Origin of the sequence: Anaerorhabdus furcosa (assembly GCF_900167375.1) — a bacterium.
GTDB classification, from domain to species: Bacteria; Bacillota_I; Bacilli_A; order Erysipelotrichales; family Erysipelotrichaceae; genus Anaerorhabdus; species Anaerorhabdus furcosa.
On sequence record NZ_FUWY01000003.1, the window covers coordinates 114,029 to 135,641 of the forward strand.

At 31.8% G+C, this 21,613-nt stretch carries 19 protein-coding genes; 1 reads left to right on the forward strand and 18 read right to left on the reverse strand.

Annotation, left to right across the window (positions count from 1 at the left end):
- The first annotated feature begins 62 nt into the window (after positions 1-62).
- On the forward strand, positions 63-755 hold the full coding sequence (locus B5D14_RS06060) for a glucosaminidase domain-containing protein (protein WP_159443742.1): 693 nt from the start codon (positions 63-65) through the stop codon (positions 753-755).
- Positions 756-779: 24 nt separating this feature from the next.
- On the opposite strand, the gene B5D14_RS06065 is transcribed toward B5D14_RS06060, so the two are convergent.
- From B5D14_RS06065 to B5D14_RS06145, 18 genes are all read right to left on the reverse strand, one after another.
- A complete protein-coding gene (locus B5D14_RS06065) occupies positions 780-1,622 on the reverse strand; it encodes a YitT family protein (protein WP_078711703.1) in 843 nt (280 codons plus the stop codon).
- Positions 1,623-1,678: 56 nt separating this feature from the next.
- Complete coding sequence (locus B5D14_RS12145; RefSeq protein WP_159443743.1) at positions 1,679-1,819, reverse strand: hypothetical protein; 141 nt, start codon at positions 1,817-1,819, stop codon at positions 1,679-1,681.
- A gap of 11 nt (positions 1,820-1,830) precedes the next feature.
- Positions 1,831-3,183 (reverse strand): MATE family efflux transporter, encoded by a 1,353-nt coding sequence (locus B5D14_RS06070; RefSeq protein ID WP_078711704.1) that lies wholly within the window; start codon positions 3,181-3,183, stop codon positions 1,831-1,833.
- A gap of 89 nt (positions 3,184-3,272) precedes the next feature.
- Positions 3,273-3,872: a helix-turn-helix domain-containing protein gene (locus B5D14_RS06075; RefSeq protein WP_143254402.1), complete on the reverse strand. Its 600-nt coding sequence runs from the start codon at positions 3,870-3,872 to the stop codon at positions 3,273-3,275.
- A gap of 107 nt (positions 3,873-3,979) precedes the next feature.
- Positions 3,980-4,225, reverse strand: coding sequence for a hypothetical protein (locus tag B5D14_RS06080; protein WP_078711706.1), 246 nt, complete (start codon positions 4,223-4,225; stop codon positions 3,980-3,982).
- Entirely contained in the window at positions 4,212-6,392 is a 2,181-nt protein-coding gene (locus tag B5D14_RS06085; protein WP_078711707.1) for a GGDEF domain-containing phosphodiesterase, read from the reverse strand. Before B5D14_RS06085 ends, B5D14_RS06080 begins: the two co-directional genes overlap by 14 nt.
- A gap of 84 nt (positions 6,393-6,476) precedes the next feature.
- Complete coding sequence (locus B5D14_RS06090) at positions 6,477-9,050, reverse strand: leucine-rich repeat domain-containing protein (RefSeq protein ID WP_078711708.1); 2,574 nt, start codon at positions 9,048-9,050, stop codon at positions 6,477-6,479.
- A 272-nt stretch (positions 9,051-9,322) separates the two neighbouring features.
- The gene (locus tag B5D14_RS06095) at positions 9,323-11,740 is read right to left on the reverse strand and encodes a helix-turn-helix transcriptional regulator (RefSeq protein WP_078711709.1); all 2,418 of its coding nucleotides are present in this window, start codon (positions 11,738-11,740) and stop codon (positions 9,323-9,325) included.
- A gap of 66 nt (positions 11,741-11,806) precedes the next feature.
- Complete coding sequence (locus B5D14_RS06100) at positions 11,807-12,655, reverse strand: tyrosine-type recombinase/integrase (protein WP_078711710.1); 849 nt, start codon at positions 12,653-12,655, stop codon at positions 11,807-11,809.
- A 190-nt stretch (positions 12,656-12,845) separates the two neighbouring features.
- Positions 12,846-13,823 carry an aromatic ring-hydroxylating oxygenase subunit alpha gene (locus B5D14_RS06105; protein ID WP_078711711.1) on the reverse strand — a complete coding sequence of 326 codons (978 nt, stop codon included), beginning with the start codon at positions 13,821-13,823 and terminating at the stop codon, positions 12,846-12,848.
- A 432-nt stretch (positions 13,824-14,255) separates the two neighbouring features.
- The gene (locus tag B5D14_RS06110; RefSeq protein WP_078711712.1) at positions 14,256-14,885 is read right to left on the reverse strand and encodes a beta/alpha barrel domain-containing protein; all 630 of its coding nucleotides are present in this window, start codon (positions 14,883-14,885) and stop codon (positions 14,256-14,258) included.
- Positions 14,886-15,782: a 4-hydroxy-tetrahydrodipicolinate synthase gene (gene dapA / locus B5D14_RS06115; protein WP_078711713.1), complete on the reverse strand. Its 897-nt coding sequence runs from the start codon at positions 15,780-15,782 to the stop codon at positions 14,886-14,888.
- 1 nt (position 15,783) lies between these two features.
- Positions 15,784-16,392, reverse strand: a complete 609-nt coding sequence (locus B5D14_RS06120) for an SIS domain-containing protein (RefSeq protein ID WP_078711714.1) — start codon at positions 16,390-16,392, stop codon at positions 15,784-15,786.
- The gene (locus tag B5D14_RS06125) at positions 16,392-17,159 is read right to left on the reverse strand and encodes an HpcH/HpaI aldolase family protein (protein WP_078711715.1); all 768 of its coding nucleotides are present in this window, start codon (positions 17,157-17,159) and stop codon (positions 16,392-16,394) included. Before B5D14_RS06125 ends, B5D14_RS06120 begins: the two co-directional genes overlap by 1 nt.
- Positions 17,160-17,216: 57 nt before the next feature.
- Entirely contained in the window at positions 17,217-18,503 is a 1,287-nt protein-coding gene (locus B5D14_RS06130) for a PTS ascorbate transporter subunit IIC (protein ID WP_078711716.1), read from the reverse strand.
- A 19-nt stretch (positions 18,504-18,522) separates the two neighbouring features.
- Complete coding sequence (locus B5D14_RS06135; protein WP_078711717.1) at positions 18,523-18,801, reverse strand: PTS sugar transporter subunit IIB; 279 nt, start codon at positions 18,799-18,801, stop codon at positions 18,523-18,525.
- A 17-nt stretch (positions 18,802-18,818) separates the two neighbouring features.
- Positions 18,819-19,262: a PTS sugar transporter subunit IIA gene (locus B5D14_RS06140; RefSeq protein ID WP_078711718.1), complete on the reverse strand. Its 444-nt coding sequence runs from the start codon at positions 19,260-19,262 to the stop codon at positions 18,819-18,821.
- A gap of 109 nt (positions 19,263-19,371) precedes the next feature.
- The gene (locus B5D14_RS06145) at positions 19,372-21,465 is read right to left on the reverse strand and encodes a BglG family transcription antiterminator (protein ID WP_078711719.1); all 2,094 of its coding nucleotides are present in this window, start codon (positions 21,463-21,465) and stop codon (positions 19,372-19,374) included.
- Between the last annotated feature and the right edge of the window lie 148 nt (positions 21,466-21,613).

Here is a 21,613-nt window from a genome sequence, read left to right on the forward strand (position 1 = left end):
ATTTGCCTTTTTTCTCTAAATCCTATAAAATGACAACGTTATTTGTTTTAAAGGAGATTTATATGATAAAGAAAAGCATAGGAAGTACTTTGTTAATTCTAGGATTAATCTTTGGACATCTTCCATTTATAACTGTTGTAGAAGCCGAGCAACCTTCAGCTTGTACACCACAACCTACTGAACCAATTACACCTGGTGCAACTGATTCACAAGATACAGCCATTGGCTTACTACCTTGTGATCAATCTATTTCTACTACTGATAAATTCAATCAAGAATTGATTAATCTACTAGATGAACAAGCCATCAAGGTTGAAGAAGCTAAAAGAGAAGCAATTGACGGAAGCCTTAAAGGTGCCATGTCAGGTCAAATCGAATTATTTTACGACTATGCGATTGAATCAGGTATTGATCCTGTTTACGCAGTAGCATTAGCTGCATGGGAAACAGGAGATGGTTCAAGTAACATCTGCATTAATAAGCATAACTTTGGTGGGATGCGCTCTGGTGGAGAATGGACTCGATTTGAAAGTAAAGAAGCTGGAATTAAAGCTTTCATAGACTTATTAGTTAGCTATAAAGAAAAAGGTTCAGATACACCTGAAAAAATGGCAGCACGTTATGCCCCTGGTAGTGACACATGGGCACCTAATGTAAGAAAAATTATGAAACGCATTAATAACGCCATTGAGAAAAAACAAAGTGAAGTTCGTGAGTCTTATCAAATCTTAATTGATGAATTATCAAAAAAATAACCATTACGCAATGTAATGGTTTTTCTATACCTTGAATTCGTATGAGAATCCAAGTCCTTTAACTTCATTTGTATCACTCATCACAATAAATGCATTGGGATCAATTTCATTTACTAAACGCGTTAGCTCACGATATTGGTTTTTACTAACCACTGTTAGCACTACTTTTCTTTCATCATGAGAATATCCACCTTCTGCATGAAGCAGTGTTGTACCACGTACCATTTTCTCATGTATCGCATCTGAAATTGCTTGGTATTGTGGTGAAATGATTTGAACCGCTTTTGCATCTTGTAGTCCCATCATGAGTACTTTATCAACTGCTTGAGATCCAGCCCATACCGCAATAAACCCAATAAGCACTGCTTCAATTCCCATAGAGAATAATCCTAATCCTACCGCAATTGCATCTAAGATTAAAACAAGTGTAGCTAAACTAAGACTGGTATATTTATGTAAAATCATTGTTACAACATTGATACCACCTGTACTAGCGCCAGTTCTCATTGCGATTCCTGCCCCTATACCACTGAGTAATCCCCCATATAATGCCGCAAGCAATGGATCAACTTCGATTTGAAATTTACCCTTAAACAAAATTAGTGCAACTGGGTAAACAATTGAACTAATCATTGTTTTCAGTGCAAATCCTTTACCTAAGAAAACAACGCCTAGAATAAATAAGACAATTGTAAAGAAATTTACGAATAAAGTCGGTTCTACATGAATAAAAGGATATAACGCAATCCCAATACCCGCTAGTCCTCCCGATAAGATATTATAAGGCAAGATAAAAGCCGAAACACCAAATGCGATAAAGATGTTTCCTACAACTACCATTAAAATATCCACTATTTTTTTATTCATAACTTTGTTCTCCTTCAAGAATATTAAAGGTTTATCGACTGATAAACCTCATTTTTCTAATCTGTTGTTTGTTGGTCATTACGTGCAGTTTCTTGTAAATTAAATTCTTTCATTTTAGATGTAAATTCTTTTTCAGCTTCATCTAATTTTCTAAGAATTTCATCTAGTTCATTTTTAATATCATCATTTGGCTTCATAATTTCACCTCTTAACCTATATTAAATGCCTTCTTAAATGTTTTATAACAAATTGGAATATAAATCAAGACTACAATTATTTCAGCAACTGGGTATGAAGCCCATACACCGACTAATCCCCATAATTCACCAAAAATATAAGCAAATGGCACTAAGAAGATTAATTGACGAAGTAGGGTCATAATCATACTTGACATTCCCTTACCCAAAGATTGGAATACAGTGTTCATTGATATAGATGCTCCTGCAAACACAAAGGAAATTGAAATGACAACTAAAGCAACTCGTGCTACCTCTAACAAGGCAGGTGAAGGATTAAATAATCCAAGTAATAAATCCGTACCAAAGATAAAGAGTAATGATCCTGCTGCCATTAAACTAATTGCCGTGATTAAATAAAGTTTAACCGTTTTCTTATAACGCCCTACATCTTGTGATCCAAAGTTATAAGAAAGTATTGGTAATGCCCCTTGATTCAATCCAAATACAGGCATAAATACAAATGAGTTTAATTTGAAATAAATACTCAAAGCCGTAACAGCCGCATCTGAATAATTAACCAATACGAAATTCATACATGTTGTAGTAACTGATCCAACAGCGTTCATAATCGCTACCGGTAATCCTACTGAATAAATTGTTTTAATTCTTTCCCAGCGAAGATGTAACCCTTTGAACTGGAATTTAACTTCATGCTTACCAAAAGCCATGCAGCTACAAATGAAGAGCATCCCAAAGATTTGCCCAATCACTGTTGCGATTGCTGCCCCTTTAACCCCCATAGCTGGAATTCCAAAATATCCAAAGATAAAAACAGGATCCAAAATAATATTGGTAATTGCACCAATTAGTAATGAAATCATCGGTAATATCATATTACCTTGTGCTTGGAAAATTCTTTCAAAATACATTCCCACAAACACACCCACACTACAAACCATAACAATACTTAGATAATCATAACCCATCGCAATAATCGTTGGATCTTGTGTAAATAAAGATAAGAATGGTTTTGATAGGAAGATACCCACAACTGCACAGATTGCAGTATGAAATAGTGCCAAGATAAGACCAGTCGATGCTGTTTTATTCGCCTCAGCATGATTTTGTTGACCAAGACGTCTTGCTACTAAAGTTGATGTCCCAATCGCCCCTCCTAAAGATAGTGATGTAACAATCATTTGCATTGGAAATACTAACCCAAGAGCAAACATCGCTTGTTCCGATATTTGCGAAATATAAACTGTATCTACAATATTATAAAGTGCTTGTATAAGCATAGAAAACATTGCCGGGATACTCATGGAGAATAGTAATTTAGGTATTGACCAAGTGGCCATTTTATTCGGTTTTATTGTTGTCATATTCTCGCCCCCAATACGGGCTATTATATCAAAGATTACAAAGATAAACCAGTAGAAGTTTACTTAAGCAAAGGCGTAACCGCTTTTATTTACTTGCTTTTGTGTGTTAATAACTTCACAAGATAAACCCCTAAACCAGCTAGTGCAAGATAATAAAGAATTCGAATCAAAATATAAACTGGACCCGCTATTGGTTTTGGATAAAAGCCCAGAAAGAAGTCACTCATTATCATGGTTGTATAAGGTAAAATCAAAACTACAAATATTGAATAAAATTTAAAATCATCTTTTTTTGATTTTTTGCATAATTCATATACAAGTACTCCAACTAGTTGAAGAATTATTCCAGCACTAATTGATATAATCGTTTGATATTGACGCCAGCCTACAGCAGAAACTAATAAACCAAGTACACAGAGAAAAACACCAATCAAGAATCCAACCCTTTTCTTTCGGGTTTTATCTTGTGAACTTATTGTATTGATTTCTTCTAATTCGTCTTTTAATAAATAATCTGTTGATACATCAAATAATTTACATATTTCTAAAATATTCTCCACTTCTGGATAAGAATCACTGACTTCCCACTTTGATATCGCTTGCCTCGATACACCTAGTTTTTGAGCAAGCTCCTCTTGTGAATAACCTTTCTCTTTACGTAGTTGCAATAGTTTTTCATTGAATTTCATAAACATTTCCACCTTCCATAGAAATTGTATCTAAAACTACGATATCATACTACCGTCTTTACCTTGCAATTACGCCACGATTCGTTGCTTTATGATATTTAGAGCTATTATAGCCCCTTTACCACTATTTTAATCATCTCTAAGCAGGTTGTCACATCCTTTTTACTTTTAATACTTTCATTGACTAAAATCCTCATAAATTGATTTTGACAAATCGCAACTACTTCCTCATGATTTTCTAAATCAGAAACTTCAAGAAAGAAATTTTCATCTGCTCCTTCAATTTGATTAAGAATCATTTTATTTGAAACTAAAGGATTAATTCCCATGTATTCTTTTTCATCTACTGTCATTATTTTCCCTTTCTTTTGCTATTACATTTGTAAAAGTCGACACATCCATTGGAGAGTAATAATAATATCCTTGTATTAGATCACAAGCTGCTTCTTTTAACATTTCTATTTGTTCAACGTTTTCTATTCCCTCCGCAACAACATGTGATCCTAATTTTTTCGCCATCTCAATAGTACTCATAATCACAATTTCACAACGTTCATTCTCTAAACATTCCGAGAAAAATTCTTTGTCTATTTTTAATTCATCAAAATGCAAGTCTTTTAATAGCGATAAACTTGAATAGCCTATTCCAAAATCATCCACCGCAATCTTAAAACCTTTCATTCTTAAACTATTGATCCATTGTTTAAATTTCTCTATATCGCCATTCATCATGCTTTCTGTTACTTCTATTGTTAGATATTTATTTTCAACTTGATAATGGGATGTAATTTTATCCAATTGCTCTGCTATGTCATTGTTTTTTAAATGCATACGTGAAAAGTTAACTGAGATGGGAATACAAATATTCTTCTCTTTTTTAAGTGTACTTAGTAGTTTTACAGTTTCTTCAAACATGTAAAAATCAATTTTAGTAACAAATCCATTCTTTTCAAATATTGGAATAAAATCATTTGGATTTCGATATACAGTACCATTTCTTACCCATCGAACCAGTGCCTCTGCTCCATATATTTTCTCGTTTTCTAATAAGACTTTAGGTTGCAGATACAAGGTAAATTCTTTATTCTTTAGTGCTTGTATCATCTCATTTTCAACATTCTGTTTCTTAATTAACTCTTTTTCAAGTGATTCTTCATAATCAATAAATAAATCTTCACCTGTTTCATATTTTGCAAGTCCATGCGCAAGATTTACTTTTTCAATTGCTTCACTTATATTCAAGCGATTTAAACTATCTTTTCTTACAATGTAATGTCCGGTAGGAAATGTTATTTGGTAATTAAATGATTCATTCATACTTCTATAAAATTCTTCTAAGAAATCTTTTCTTTTTGCAAGTAATGCTTCTTTACTTATAAAAGGTAAAACGAAAATGAATGTATCTTTTTGTTCCCTACAATAAATTGAATGCTTATTATCCAATATTTTCCTTAATGCATTTGATATTGAAACAAGTACTCTATCTCCATATTCTTTGGAGTAAATACGATTTATTAACTTAAAGTTTTTAACATCGAGTTTCACAAAGGCAAAATCCATCTTGTTGTGCTTAAGCAAATGTTTTGCTTTAATCATAAACGGACGTAAACGATATGCTTTTGTAAGAGCATCCATTCTAATTCTAGTCTTATACCACCAAGCCAAATATAAAATCATATAACATAGTAAAACTAAGTAAATTGCAGTGATCATATCCTTTTCTAAATCAAAGATTCTTTGAAATGCTAACTTCGCTGTTTTTTCAGGAACAGCTGAAACCAAATACCAATTGTTAACACCTAACTTATATGTGCCAATCAATATTTTTTCATCTAACATTTTAGATGTGATCATAAAACTACTACCTATGTTTGCGAAATCTACATTACTCAAATCTTCACTGGAATCACTTCTTATAAAGTCAAAAAGGTTATCATAATTTGTAAACAATGTAATTTCACCCGTTACTTTATCACCTTGACTATCCACTATCGCAAACTGTCCATTCGAGTTAAAAAAATCAATTCCCATCGCTTCCTTTAGCTCATTGTATTTGTACTCATATTCAACCCATCCAAAGTATTGGTTGTTTGTTAAAATTGGTGCAGATATTAAAAGTGTTTCATCATTCATTTTAAGTATTGATGGTTGATGTGTCTTATTTAAAATAAGATTCGAATTTCCAAACACACTTCCATCTTCAAGATAAATAGCACAACTTTCAATCATTTCATCTTTTTCGATATTATTTATTATTCGATTATAATCTTGATTACTTAAGCTTGAACTACTATACGAAATAATCTCTGTTAAATCTGTAATGTATTTTATTTGTGAGACCAAGATATTGTTGATATTAATCACACTTGGTTTAATGATTTCATCATGATGTTCTTGAAGATGATTGTCTAATGATTTTTCAATTTTTACATCATAGACAAACATAACGCCAAAAAGACTTACTACAACAAGTATTGTCATCAAAATATGTATTGGTATTGTCTTAAGATTTTTTTTCATTTATTTTTCCTCGTTGATGCATTTACTTGAGCAAAATGTCGCGAAACAGGTTAAGTTTCACGACAAATTACTCTTGCTAATTCATTATTCTTTTTCTCTTTTTCTGACATAAATTAATAAAACCAAAACTCCTGCTGCTGCAATTACTGGAATTAACCAAAGCCAATTAAATCCTTGTTTTTTAATCTCTATACCCGTAATCGCAATTCCTTCAGTTGATTCTGAAGTAAATTGTATTGCTGTTGGTGTATTTCCATCATAGATAATTTCATAATCTAATTCTTTGTATTCCCCACCATTATTTTGTAATACTTTTAACTCTGTATAGTTTTTGTATTGTTCATAATCAATTGTGATTACAATTGATTCATTTAAGACTGTTTCATTTTTCTTAACACCATTTTCTTCAACAATGATATCGAAAGAATTCAGTAAATTAGGGATTTTCTTTTCAATTTCTTTTTTCGCTTCATCATTTGATTTCTCAATATAAATATTTAGCGTGGTATCAAATATTTTATTACCACTTCGAGTTTTAACTTCAACTTTTTCAACTTCATTTACAATTATATCGGTTTTACTATTTCCACCCTTTGGAGAATTAGGTGTTACTGAGGGAGACTCAGTTGGAATAGCTGAAGGTGAAAAAGTTGGCTTTGTTGCGGGTTTAGGCGTTGCCGTTGGAGTCGGCACAGGGAAAGGTGTTGGGATACTTGTCGGTTCAGGCTCCGGTTTATTATCTGGTGCTGGTGTTGACTGATTCTCATAATATTCGATTTCTATTGTTCCCTCTAATTTATCCGTAGTAAAATTCTTTGCTGTCTTCGTTTTATCCGAAACATTTTTACCATCTAAATTATCAGGTATATAAGTATATGTATAAGAGTGCTTTCCCAACAAAGGAGACTGCCCCACATCCCAACTAATTGTTCCATCTAAATCCGTATCGCTATATTTTATTTCAGGTAGAGTTTGTTGATTACTCCATAAAATTCTTGTTTCAGTTTTTGGATTAACATTTATTACAGCCGGTGTTATTTTTATGTTATATTCTTTTCCTAAATTATCATTTACAGCTGGCAAATCAGTTTGCCAAGTATAAAACAATGGAGTTATGTTTGTGTTGTAATACAAAATTCCTACACGATACTTTCCAGTATCCGCTACATTATATATGCCTGGATTAAGAACATTTGATTTAAAAGACCATGACAATCGTTTAGGTGCAGCATCATCAACAATCCACACTTGAACTTTTCTAGTTCCATCTTTAAAATAGTCACCAACATTACGATTAAATGACATTCCTATTCCTGTTTCGCCATTATAAGGTCGATCCAATGCTGGAGTAATATTTATTTTAAACTTATCTTCAACTGCAACCATGTAAGGGGAATCAACAATATCTGAGTATTCGAAGTATTTATTTGATCCTATATAAGCTTCTGGAGCACTAAAATTCCCACTTCCGTCTATTACCGATAATCCGAGTGGAGTAATCCCCCAATAATTAGCTTCATACCCTAAATTTGTCGGTATACTAGGAACAGGTATATTAACAGTATTTCTGTCATAATAGTACGCACCATTAGATTGTTTCAAATATTTTATGCTTTTTAAAAACAAAGTATGCATTTCACCATTTACATTGATTGGATTGAGATTTTTATCTACAAATATCATTTTCATTTCATAGGTAAGACAAATTTTAAATGTATTATATTTAGATCCTTCTTTATCTGCACGCAATTTCCATTTTTCATACATCTCTTGACTCGGTAGAATAACTGTAGCTTCTTGCGTTAAACCATAAAACGGAATATTACCTGATTCAGTAATATTAACTAGAGTTACAGTATCTGGATTAGCATTAAGATAAATCGTTTTAATATTTGAAGCTGAGCTAAATAAAGCACCGTGCAGTTTTTCTACAGTTGAAGGAATTGTGAGTACTTCAATAGCAGAACCGATAAATGCTTTCTCGTAGATTTCTTTAAGTCCTTCTGCAAAATACAACTCTTTTATACTACTTGATGAAAATGCTTGATAACCTACTCTTGCAATCCCAGAAGGAACTGTTAAGTGCGAAATCGGTGCATTTTGAAATGCACTTGAACCTATTTGGTTAACTGTATATGTATAACCTTTATTAGTAATTGTATCTGGAATAATCAGTGAATCTCTTGTTGAACAATTAACTAGAGCATTGCAACTTACTGCCCCAGCCTCTAACGATCCTATCCCTACTTGTACAGTTCCAGTCATCGTACTAGCATCTTCGGTTAATACTTTGTAATTAATTCCATCAATCGCAAATACTTGCCCCACTGATCTTGGAGATATTGTGTTCGTTTCTAACATGAGATTATTTTGTGAATTAGATTCTAATAATAAATCTTCTTCAGTTGTTGTTATTTCTTCATTCTTTGTATCATCAACTATAGTTTCATCATTATCTAAATTCTCTTCAGAATTAGCACCTTGTGTAGGTTCAACACTCGGCTCTGTCGTCTGCTCAGATGGTTCGGTTGTGTTGGTAACTACATTAGCACCTTCTTGCCCCTCTTCTGCTATTACAAAGTTGCTTAACCCTAAATTTGCTTGAAATGACAAAAAAAGTAGAGCTACCGTCAGTAGTTTTATTATCCCTCTGTACATTTTTACTCCTCCTTTTTATCCAAACAGTACCTTTGTCTAAATTGATACATAATGTAAATTATGTTATCTTTTCATTTTTTGTTTTCTTAAGAGGAGTTTTATACCTTTTTTTCTCTTATTTTCCATTATTTTATGTATATTTGCTTTATTCACCCTCAAAAATAAAAAAATACACCCCCATGGGTGATATATTATTTAACCTTGTTTTTATATACTATTCATGAAATAGTGCTTTATTATCGCATTTTTTAGTATTTGCAACATAATTTACATTATGTTATCTTCTCGTTTGAATTTGTTTCACAGGTTTTTATTAATTCTAATAATTGTTCTCGAGAGTTTATTTGTAGTTTCAAGTAAACTTTTTTCATGTGACTCTTAACAGTATTAATACTGATATATAGTTTATTTGATGCCTCTTTATATGAACCATAGTCAATAAAAGCAACCATAACTTTATATTCTTTCTTTGTTAAAGAGTTCAATCCTTTAAAATCATCTTCTTTCCTTGCTTTGATCAATTGGGTCTTTATGTATCTACTATAATCATCTTTAATCTCATACTCATTCAGTAGTAATAAGATTTCATCTTTAAACTCATAGAATATTGATACAAAATTATCTCTTTCAGTAATTTCAAATAGCGAGATTAAATTCTCTTTTGAAATTGATTTTTGATCTAATTTAAGATAAGCGATTGCTTTTCCTAATTTTACATAAATCAAGCCAATAACATGCATTTGTTCTTTGAAGTAATTGTCCAAAATATTACAGTAGTTTAATAACTTCCTGTAGTCTTTCTTTTTAATGCAATATAGAATCTTCAATACATAACTCAATGTCCACGCTTCATGTAACAAGTGATTTTCAGAAACATTATCATACTTTATCCAATCAGAAACTTGATCTAACTGATCATCTAAAATATTAAGCCAACTGATTGCACAATCAAGTTCACTCTCTACTATCGGCACATCCGCAATAGCATACATACTTTTTAATTCTTCCATAATTTCGAAATATAAATTCTTATCTTGATTTTGCAATGCCCATCTACCTTGAGTGAATAAAGAATTTATACAAATACTTATTTGTTGAAACTGCTTCGCTTCTTGATACGCAGTTTTTGCAAGTGAAATTACATTTTGATAATCCCCTATTTCATAGTTTCGTTCAGCTTGAACCATAAATTCACTTCCAGCATTAACTCCATAGGCTATTTGAATAAAATATTTTACTTCACTTTCAATTGTTTCTACTAAATCTTTCAAGCGGCCACTTTCGAAATGATACAAATAAAGTAAACTACAGGAACCGAATGTTGCTACCATTTTAGGATATGCAATTTTAGATTTTTCACCTTTAAAATAATAGAATGCCATTTTGAACTCTTCCATCATCTTCGATATATCATTGAAATGACTGAATGCTTTTATAAAATGATATTCTCCTTCTAATTTATCTTTATCCCCCTTGAATCGATTTTCATCTAGATCTCGTTTAAATTCATTTAGTAACTTAAGTCCTGTATAGACATCAATGTTTGTCATGCAATCACAAACATAACTAAGATAAACGTATGGGAATTGGTAACGTGTCGATGTAGGTAAACATTCAAATACTTTCTGTATAAGACAAGGATCAATGTCCATATAACTCATTGTGCCCTCTTCTAATATACGAATAATTTCATTGAAACACTTACCTTGAAAGAAATATTCAATTGCTACTAAAGGTTCTTTATTAACCAAATACCATTCACCTGCTTGTTTGAATATATTTTTTATTTGAAGTTCATTCTTATCAAGATAATTTCTAAAAGCTTCCTTAACTATCTTTTGATATTTATAGTCTTTATAATTAACTTCACGCGTTATTAGACCTTTTTCTTGTAATTCTAATATTTCTTTAGGAATTCCTTTTACCTTACAAACAGAACGTACAAAATCCATTGTAAAATTCTCAAACAAAGATAATTTTGCAAGTTCATCAATTAACTCATGCGATTTATTTTTTAAAACCTGATCGAACAAGTATTCATTGATGTAGGTTAGATCATAAATATGTTCAGTTTTTTTGTATGAGTTGAACATTGCATATACTCCAGGTGGCCATCCTTGTGAAAGTTCAAATATTGTTTTCGCTAACTCGTAATAATTATGATATTTTTCATTTTTAAATAAATAGCCAATATCTTGTTCATTAAACCAAAAATCTTTATCAATCACTCTTTGTTTTCTATCCACTACAAGTGACAAAGATGAATCTTTCAATGATTCCTCACTAATAACTACAAACCGAATTTTATTTATTTTCTTGTTGACTAGTATCTCTAGCATTCTCATCATTTCCTGAATTAAGTTTACACACAAATTATCAACAACAACATAAATATCTTCTGTAACGGAATCATTCTTCTTTATCACTATCTCTAAACACTCTTCAGGAGTAGCTATTGCAGATAGCCTTTGTTCTGTCTTTTTATTTACATTGAATAGATGATTTACTATTTCTCTCCAAAGTAAATCAATTTCATTAATTGTAGTAGCATCTATCCATATAGATTTTAAATGATATGATTTTATGAACTCTAAAACATTTGTTGTCTTTCCATATCCAATTGGAGATGAAACAAGAAAGAAATTGGAGTTTTTCAGGGCTTGTAATTTTTGCTTAATTGATTTTTTCACATTTGCTCCCTTCTTTAATTACGGATACTTTTTAGAAACCTACTTATACACTATTTATCATATTCTTTATCTTAAATCAACATCTACCAAACCCATTTTGATAAATATATCTTCATAGTCATGTTTACTTGTTGTTGTATAAATGCGAGTTGTTTCAATGTTACTATGACCTAGAATATCCGCTAAATGTACTAAATCTTTCTCTATTAAATAATAGGTCAACGCAAACAAATGTCTCAAATTGTGTGGAAAAACTTTTGCCTTACTTACTTTCGCTTCATCACATAATGACTTCATCATCTTCCATATATTGCATCGATTCAAGGGAATTCCCTTTTTAGAAATAAAGATAGGTCCTGATTCAATTTTATTCTTCAAAATAAATCTAGTTAAAACGATCGATAAAGTGGAAGGTATTAAGATTTCTCTTACCTTTCCTTTATTTAATATTGTTACTCTGTTTTTTTCTAATGACTCCACCGTTACATACCTTAATTCACTTACGCGCATTCCTGTGCTACAGATTGTTTGCAATATCAAATATGTTTTAATGTTTTTTCTTAAGGCGACATTCAATAATCTTTTATAGTCATCTTTTGTAAGCTCAATATCTTCGTTGCCAAAAACTTTTCTTTGCACTTTCATAAGTTTGACTCTACATTCGGGTTTTTTAATATAGAGCAAATATAAATTCAGTGATACCAACATACTATTTACACTTGTTGCTTTATACTTGATAATCAAGTTATTTTTGTAATCAATTACCCTCTCTTTACAAATATCATCATTACCAATAAAATTATAAAATCGTCTTACATCTCTTACATATTTTTCAATGGTAGCTTTACTTTTTTCCTCCTCAATTAAGTTTTGTTTGAATCGTTTTATTTTATTATTTACCTTTTTATTCTCCATGATTTGTCCTCTTTTCTACCACAAGATTACATTAGTTTTTCTTACTTACAAAATAAAATCTCCTTTCATTTATAAAACTACTAATTAGTGAGAAAAATTGTTTTAAATGTCATCTTATGGTCTTTCAAAATCCATCCTTATGATGAGTCTTGAAAAGAAAAAAAGTTATTCAGATGTAGAATAACTTTCATCATGTTTCGTCCGCTTCTTTTTTTAATGTATCTCGTATTTTGCGATACATTATAATTGGACTATCTCCGCGTAACAAGTGTTCACCACTTATCAAGGTAGACGCTTTTGGACGTTGGGTTTCTACTACTCTTTTATCTTGTCTCTCAATTATTCGATTCATATATCTACCCACAAATGCTGTCAGTTGATTCAAAGTCTTCATTTTGAATTGATCTGTGTAAAAACGAATGTAGAAAATTGTATGTTCATCGTCTACAGGCACGAAGAAAATTACTACTCTGATGTGGTCTGAAATATAGTTTTGCCATACATTTGGGAACATAAAACGTAAATTCATATGAGGATTAATCGCTAGTTCACTTGCCTTTATTGGTTCTTGTCCTTCATCTACACTATTGTTTGCGGATAAGACTAAAAACTTATCTTTGACTTCCAAAGCGGGTCCATTCACTACCGTTTTATTTCCCCTACCAATTGTGTTGTAGTGTACAAATGGAACGTGTACTACATCCAATTGATTTTCAATACATCTTGAGTAGTGTGCATTCCAACAATCACTCATTTCGCTATAAACTGTTCCCTCTTTAATAAGGTCATCAAAGAAGGGTAATTGTTCTGTTGCTTTTTCTTTATCTCCATACCACAAATAAATCATATCATGTGCTTCTTTAGCCAAATAACTTGTTACATTAAATCTTTCTTCTGCCTTTGCAACTTTTCCATTAGCGGGTACTAAGACTGTTTTGCCATCTTTATCAAAACGTATTCCATGAAATGGACATGCCACACAATTTCCATGATGAATACCCTTGCTTATTGCTGCACCTCGATGACTACATTGATCAACCAAACACCCTACATCCCCATCATCATTTCGAAATAAACATAAATCTAATCCCATTCTTTTTACTGCTACTATTTTGTGTGCTTTGACCTCCTTAGAAGGAAGAATTGCATACCATTGGTTCTTTATCATACTTGCTCCTTTTAGTCATACTACTGTCTATAAAATGAGCATACCACAAATTAAGGAAATTGCTTCAATTACATCTTTTTCAAATGCTCAAATTGCTATTTCCTTGTATCTCTATTTTCGTAAATAATTTCTTTTCTATTCTTTAGAGAACACCCTATTATTGTTTGTTGCATTATGATATAAAAAAATATTCCTAGTCCATCCCCTTCAAGGTGAAGCGCTATGGGCCTGTTTGATACAATCCATGCTATCATAGCATGTATAATTGTATATTATATTTGCAAATGGCTAGATAATCGTGGTGACTAGTAATTAGCATAAATGAAAAGGCAAGAGCGAGCACTCTTGCCTTTTCTCCCTTATGGGGTTGTTTGATCGAATATATTTTACAATATTTTTTTTCTATTTGCAACTCAACACCAACCAATGATTTTACTTTCGAAATCCTAAAATAATTTGTCTTATTGATTTAGCGTTCTTTGCGATTTCTTCTTTACTTCCAGTTGTGAGTAACCCACCAAAACCACATACATCTACACCCTGCATTAGCCACTCATTTAAATTATCTAATGTGATTCCACCACTTGCAAGTATAGGCATGTTGGGAAGAGGAGTTTTAAATACCTTGCATAGTTTTGGTCCATAGAAATCAGAGATTGGAAATGCTTTGATAAAGGCAGCTCCCACACTTAGTGCATCAACTGCTTCTGATAGTGTAGTACAACCAGGAGCATATGGTATTTGGTAACGATTGCATATCTTTGCAACACCTTCATCATAGTTTGGTGCAATGATAAACTTCGCTCCTTTTAGAATAGCATGGCGTGCAGTTTCACTATCTAACACCGTTCCTGCACCAACACATATTTTGTCATTAAACTTCTTATCAATTGCCTCAATAACATCACCAGCATTATTTAATGTATAACTAATTTCTAGTACATCAATACCGCCCTCAAGACATCCTTCTGCAATTTCTAGTCCACGCTCAATAGTTTCTACACGTACAATTGCTAATGCACCTGTTTCATACATTCTTAACGTTGTCTTTGCCTTATTCATTTAAATCACCAAGTTGTGATAGTATTCTACACACTCTTTCACTTGTTGAATTTGCTCTTGCGTTAATGGTTCTACAGGAAAACGTGCTGGACCTGCATTACAATCATCTCCATCCAGTGTAACACTCATTTTCATAGCTGCAGGGGTTGTTGCAAGTTTAAGTATTGCACGATAAGGTTCTATCGACTCTTGATATTTTTTAGCGCGTTCCGTATCACCCGCTTTAAAACTATTATAAATACCTAGAATTTCTTTTGTAATGCAATTGCTAGTTCCCGCAACTGCACCACTTGCGCCTAATTCTAATCCTTTTAAAATTGTTGAATCAGATCCAATTAATACATTTACATCCGTTCCTTTTACCGCATCAAGATAAGCTTCTAAATTATCCATCTTTCCACTACTGTCTTTAATTGCTTTAATATTGGGTAATTTCGCTAATCGTTCTAATACAGATGGTGATAAATTCATTCCCGTGCATTTTGGAATATTGTAAATAATAATTGGTAAATCAACTTGCTCTGTTATCATTTTATAATGATTGAATATTTCTTCATCGTTTGGAATCAAGAAATATGGTGTAACAATGGACACTGCATCTGCACCTAACTCTTTCATTTTATTTGAAAGTTCGATGGTTTGCTTTGTACTATTGCATCCAGTTCCTACGTAAACTGGGACACGTTGATTCGTTTCATCAATCACCACTTTTGCAAATTTTATTTTCTCTTCATCACTTAACATGTGAAATTCACCATTTGTTCCAAGTGGAAATAAACCATGCACACCACGTTCTATTAAGCGATTAACTAGTGCACGTGTTGCTTCATAATCTATTTCTTGATTTCCTTCTTTAAAAGGAGTCACAATTGGTGTAATAATTCCTTCAATGCTCATTTTATTTCTCCTCCTTTTGAATCTCTCGTATACTTTGACCAAGGCTTCCTCCTGGATGCCATTTTACATATTGATTCAAATCTAATTTCTTTTCTTCTTGTAATAAAACACTTAATGATTGAAGTACTAAGATTTCAGAAATGATGGATGCACGTGGAGCTTTATTTAAATCATCACCTTCTTGATTTGCATGAGCTACCAAACAAACTTCTGAATGTTTTGATAGCCATGAGTTTTCATTCCCTGTACAACTAATCACATGCGCACCATTTGCAATTAAAGTTTCTACTGTCGCTTTTAATTCACTTGTTTCACCACTATTTGAGATAGCGATAACAACATCTCCAGATCGTACTTGTCCACTAGATCCATGAACTGCTTCTGTGCCATGTAATTCATAAGCAGGTGTTCCAGTACTTGAAAGAAGTGATGCAATATATCCTGCTACATGTCCTGGTTTTCCAATTCCTGTAATGTGAATTCTTCCACCTTGTTTTTCACTTTCTAATATAATAGAAACTGCTTTTTTTAGATTTTCTTTATTTATATTTTCTATATTTTGATCAACTTCATTTTTAATTGTTGATAGAAATTGTTCTAAATCTGCCATTATCCCTGTTTCCTTTCAATTCTTTTGTATTCATTTTTATATTTCTTTAAAGACTCATTAATAAGATTTAAATCAATAGCGGATACCATGATTTGCAAGTAATTATTAAATTCTTCTAGTAATTCTATACTTCCAATAATTCCAAAATATTTATTTGATTCAATACAGATTTTTTGTATCTTTCCAATTGCCTCTTTTAACTTACTAGGATCTTTATTATCAGCAATACCTAGTGAAATCGATAAATCTGCTGGTCCTACAATAACCGCATCAATTCCTGGGGTATTAATAATTTCTTCTGCATTCTCTAATCCCTTAAGTGTTTCTATCTGTGCAATGGTTAAGATATCTTCATTGCTTTGTTTCATATTGTTTTCATGATTTCCGCTTGGTGCATAAAATGTGTTCGCACCACCTGCATAACCACGGCTTCCAATAGGTGGATATTTCGAATATTTTACTAGTTGCTCAGCATCATCTCTCGATTCAATCATGGGTACCATTACCGCAGACACACCCGCATCCAAAGCTTTAGAAATATTTCCTTTGGTATTATCTGATACACGTACAAATAATGGAACTTCATTTGATTTACCAAGAAGACTAATATCATGTAATGTTTTAAAGTCAAACATTGCATGTTCCATATCATAAAATAGAAAATCAATCTCATTGTTTTTCGCAAGTAATACCATGGCTGGATTATCAATAATCTTCATAAAACAACCGTGAATTACTTTCTTATCTTTTAATAATTTCTTACTCATACTTACCACCTTTATAAATAAGAACAGGGATTTTTCCCTGTTCTAATCATGTAATAATTAATGAACGAATATTTTGATTACGTTATATAATCCTGCACCGATAATGTTGTAATCAATATTAGGGAAACTTGCTCCTGATATACCTAGTTGAGCAAATGCTGGATATAACATTAATGGAAGAACTACTAGTCCGATACCTACGACAAACGAACCAACTAAAGCACCTTTCCAACCACCATATGCATTTCCAAATACACCACATGTTCCTCCTGAGAAGAAGCAAATACCCGCTGCTGGAATCATGATTACTGAACTCTTGAATAGAATCATCATAAGCATTCCAAATAAACCGCCTAAGAATGAACCTACAAAACCAATAACAACTGCTGTTGGTGCAAATGGGAATATTGCTGGACAGTCAACTGCTGGTTTTGAATTAGGAATATATTTTTCAGAAATTGCAACGAACGCTGCAGTGATTTCTGCAATGAATTGACGAACCCCGTAAATCAATACACTCATACCTGCTGCAAATTGTAAACCTTGTAATAATGGGTAGATGAACCATAAATCATTTCCTGACATTGTTTGTACAACTTCCATATTTCCTGTAGCTACACATGCAAATACTGCAATGTAGAATAACACAACCATGAAGATTGCAATTGAGAAAATGAAGTCACGGAATAATGAGAAGAATCCTGGTAATTTAATACTGCTAGCATCACCTTTTTCTTTATTAGCTGATTTAGAAAATAATTTTCCTATAAATCCTGATAAAGCATAACCTATACAGTTAAAGTGACCCATCGCTAATTTGTCATCACCTGTAATTTTATTCATATAAGATTGACATAATGTTGGAAGTGCTGCACCACAGAAACCTAGGATTAACCCTCCACCAATGATTGTAACAACTGCTGGTAAATCAAATGCGATAAATACTAATGCTAATACACATGCAAAGTATAAGAAGTGTTGTCCTGTTAAGAAAATTGCTTTAAATGGTGTGAATTTTGCAAACAATAAGTTGGCTGCAAATCCCACAAGCAACACTAATGCTACTTCTGTTCCATAAGTATCCAATGCCATTGCAGTTGCAACTTCTACTTGAGTTGTAACTCCTGCAATTCCAAATCCCGTATTAAATAATGTTGTAAAATTTCCTACAATTGTTCCTAAGAAACTAGAACCAATATTGAAGATCATGAATCCCATGATTGTTTTAGCTGTACCCGATATTACATCAGCAGCAGATTTCTTTTGAAGCAATAACCCAACTAATGCGATGATCCCTACAATTAATGCCGTATTACGCGTTTGCGCTAAAATTGCATCTAACATTTTCTATCCTCCCTGTTTTCTATTGTTTTGTTGCTAAAAATTCATTTAGCTTTGTTTTAATTTCAACTTTATCCATGATGTTTCTAACTCCAATTACATATGGAGCTTTGTCTGCTATTTCATGAGCTACATCTTCCATCGTAATAACAACATCACCATTAAATCCAATTAATGAATCTAGATTTCCATGTTCAACTTTAATGTCCATTCCTTCTTCACTAATTACTTGATCTACTTTTATTTTTAGTAACATACTAGATCCCATACCTGCTCGGCATGCAACTAATCCTTTATACATATCTCTACTCCTTTCAATTACATTGCATTGATGTAATTCATAACTTCTTCAGCACTTTTTGCTTTGTCTAAGAATTCATAGAATTCTTGCTGTTCCAATAAACCCGCTAGATCACTTAACGCAGATAAATGTGCGTTATTGTCTATTGCAGATAGTGTGAAAATGTATTTAACTGGATCGTTATCTTCATTTCCAAATTCAATCGGTGTCTTAAGTGTTGCAATTCCTATAGCACCTTCGATAACACCATCTTCTGGTCTGGAATGAGCTAAAGCAACATGTTTTGTTAAAACGAAATAAGGTCCAATTTCGTGCACTGCACGAATAATCCCGTCGACATAAGATTCTTTTATTTTCCCTTGGTTAACTAATGGGCAAGCTGCTTTACGTACAGCATCTTTCCAATCGCTCGCTTCAACATTAAGAACTATTAATTCTTCGCTGATCATGTTTTTAAGCATTAATTACCTCACCCCTTTCCTCTACAACTACATCTTATTCTTTCAACTATTTCAAAACAATCTTTATTGGGTTTAATATTTGTTGTTATCTTGTACAAAAAATAAACTATCATGATTTAGATAGTTTATTTGCTTCAAATTTTATTATATATTCACTTACCTCTATACTTGTTTTTGCACTCGATAAACAATTGAAAAATTCTTTATCATTAAATAAATCAACTAATATACTTAATGCATTTAAATGTGTCTCATTATCCAATGCTGTTAAGAAGAAAATATATTTAACTGGATCTAAATCAGCGTTACCAAAAACAATTGGTGTTTTTAATATACTAATTCCTAAGCCAATTTTAAGTGCTCCAAACATTGGTTTTACATGCGGTAGTGCAATGTTAGTCGTTATCACATAATATGGTCCATTTATTTTTGTCGAATTAATTACTTCATCAATATAATTTGGTGTTGCATAATCATAGTCTACTAATTTTTGTCCAGACTTACGTATTGCATCTTCCCAATCACTAGCCTCCAATTGAATATTCATTAGTCGTGGATCTGCCATTTGCGAAAGCATTAATCCTTCTTTCTTCTCTTGCTCATTCAAAGAAAAATAACCAATTAAATCGTTCGCAAGTCCAGATTCATTTTCAATCGTTCCATATTTTTTGACAAGATTAATAATCTTTTCAATATCTGGTATATTACTAAATGAAGTTTTAAGTTTCATGCAAACTTCTCTTACTACTTGATATCGTTCTTGCATATTCATGACGGGTCGAACATACACAATAGGTTTATCTTGAAGACTACTTTCATCCAAATAAGTTGTAGAAAAAATAATATCATAATCTTCTTCAATATGATTTATATTTGTACTCTCTAGTGGTTTTAAGAAATGAATTTCTGGGAAAAGATTTATTAATTCAGAATAAAGAATTGCAGAACTTCCTAACCCATTACTACATACAATAAGCCCTACTTTTTGTGAGTTTATTTTTACAATTTCTCTATTTGCATAGATAGCACCAAAATGCATGGTTAAATATGCAACTTCATCTTCTGGTATTTCATGTGTAAAGATAGCTTCTAATGGTTTTACTGTTTCAAGTACAATTCGATATAATTTGTTGTGTTCTTCTTTCACTTTATCTTTTAATGGATTAACTATAGGTAGATGATATAGCAAACGATAATATGTTGGTCTTAAATGACAATATAATTTTCTAAATATATCTTCTGTATTTTTATATTGTACACCACTCAATATCTCAAAACGATACATCATTCGATCTACAATGTTCGCAATTGTTAAACAATCATCTGTATCTTCTTCTGGATTACCGATTGATAACCCTAATATCCATGCTGTTAAATATAGTTTCTCTTTCTCTGAAAAACAGAATCCTTGCTTATAATTTTTGATTAAATCATCCACAAAAGAATACTCTTTTGTTTTTTTCATGATTTCAACGTTTGTACTTTCTTGCATGATGGATACAAAGTCCGTTGAGATATCGATTTCCTTGTGATTCGCAATTCTTGCTTTTAAGAAAATAAAAATATAAATGAATTCGGCAATACGGTCTTCTACAAATTCAATGTGACGTAGATTGGATAATTCTTGTATAACTAATTTTGAATATTGAAAAATATCCAGATTATTTTCATTAATAAATAAATCAAAAAATTTATCGTTGTTTTCTTTCGAGAGCATATTGATAACTTCTAGCATCATAAAACGACGGATATCAATTTCGTTACCTTCTAACGAATACCCCTTATTACGATCATATTTAATTTCAATTAAATTTGAATTACATATTTTTTCTAGTTCTTTTAGTTCATTTAGAACTGTTGATTTCGATACTTTTAAATTATCAATGAAATGATTTAGTGAAAGATAAGGAGCTCCAATAAACATCAAAAGATACATATACAATTGACGTTCCTTAGATGATAAAAAATAATCAGTTTCAGCATTTTCAACGATTAAATTTTTTAAATTATTTTTTATATCCTCTGTAATTGTAATTGAACTTTTTATCACTTCAATTTTAGTCCCTGATAATTCTTGATTAATTTTCTCTATTCGATAATAGATTTGTCTTCGTGTAGATTGTGTTTCAGTTTCGATTTCTTTTAGTGTTAAAAATGAGTTTTTACTCAATAGACTAACTAGTGCATGTACTTTATTATCCACCTTATTCTCCCCTATTCCACAAATTATATTTTAAATACTCTACTATAATCATATCCTATCTTGTTTATAATTTATTTCAAGTTTAACTTTTGTACATATAATCTACACTTTTTACACTGTGATGAAAAGAGGATCTTTAGAAGTATTA

What these genes read in the sequence shown, in the direction of transcription:
- dapA (WP_078711713.1), bottom strand. Translation starts at nt 15,782, where the DNA reads ATGAGCATTGAAGGAATTATTACACCAATTGTGACTCCTTTTAAAGAA.
- B5D14_RS06135 (WP_078711717.1), bottom strand. Translation starts at nt 18,801, where the DNA reads ATGTATAAAGGATTAGTTGCATGCCGAGCAGGTATGGGATCTAGTATG.
- B5D14_RS06090 (WP_078711708.1), bottom strand. Translation starts at nt 9,050, where the DNA reads ATGTACAGAGGGATAATAAAACTACTGACGGTAGCTCTACTTTTTTTG.
- B5D14_RS06120 (WP_078711714.1), bottom strand. Translation starts at nt 16,392, where the DNA reads ATGGCAGATTTAGAACAATTTCTATCAACAATTAAAAATGAAGTTGAT.
- B5D14_RS06105 (WP_078711711.1), bottom strand. Translation starts at nt 13,823, where the DNA reads ATGATAAAGAACCAATGGTATGCAATTCTTCCTTCTAAGGAGGTCAAA.
- B5D14_RS06125 (WP_078711715.1), bottom strand. Translation starts at nt 17,159, where the DNA reads ATGAGTAAGAAATTATTAAAAGATAAGAAAGTAATTCACGGTTGTTTT.
- B5D14_RS06140 (WP_078711718.1), bottom strand. Translation starts at nt 19,262, where the DNA reads ATGCTTAAAAACATGATCAGCGAAGAATTAATAGTTCTTAATGTTGAA.
- B5D14_RS06100 (WP_078711710.1), bottom strand. Translation starts at nt 12,655, where the DNA reads ATGGAGAATAAAAAGGTAAATAATAAAATAAAACGATTCAAACAAAAC.
- B5D14_RS06075 (WP_143254402.1), bottom strand. Translation starts at nt 3,872, where the DNA reads ATGAAATTCAATGAAAAACTATTGCAACTACGTAAAGAGAAAGGTTAT.
- B5D14_RS06130 (WP_078711716.1), bottom strand. Translation starts at nt 18,503, where the DNA reads ATGTTAGATGCAATTTTAGCGCAAACGCGTAATACGGCATTAATTGTA.
- B5D14_RS12145 (WP_159443743.1), bottom strand. Translation starts at nt 1,819, where the DNA reads ATGAAGCCAAATGATGATATTAAAAATGAACTAGATGAAATTCTTAGA.
- B5D14_RS06070 (WP_078711704.1), bottom strand. Translation starts at nt 3,183, where the DNA reads ATGACAACAATAAAACCGAATAAAATGGCCACTTGGTCAATACCTAAA.
- B5D14_RS06065 (WP_078711703.1), bottom strand. Translation starts at nt 1,622, where the DNA reads ATGAATAAAAAAATAGTGGATATTTTAATGGTAGTTGTAGGAAACATC.
- B5D14_RS06060 (WP_159443742.1), top strand. Translation starts at nt 63, where the DNA reads ATGATAAAGAAAAGCATAGGAAGTACTTTGTTAATTCTAGGATTAATC.
- B5D14_RS06110 (WP_078711712.1), bottom strand. Translation starts at nt 14,885, where the DNA reads ATGAATAAGGCAAAGACAACGTTAAGAATGTATGAAACAGGTGCATTA.
- B5D14_RS06085 (WP_078711707.1), bottom strand. Translation starts at nt 6,392, where the DNA reads ATGAAAAAAAATCTTAAGACAATACCAATACATATTTTGATGACAATA.
- B5D14_RS06080 (WP_078711706.1), bottom strand. Translation starts at nt 4,225, where the DNA reads ATGACAGTAGATGAAAAAGAATACATGGGAATTAATCCTTTAGTTTCA.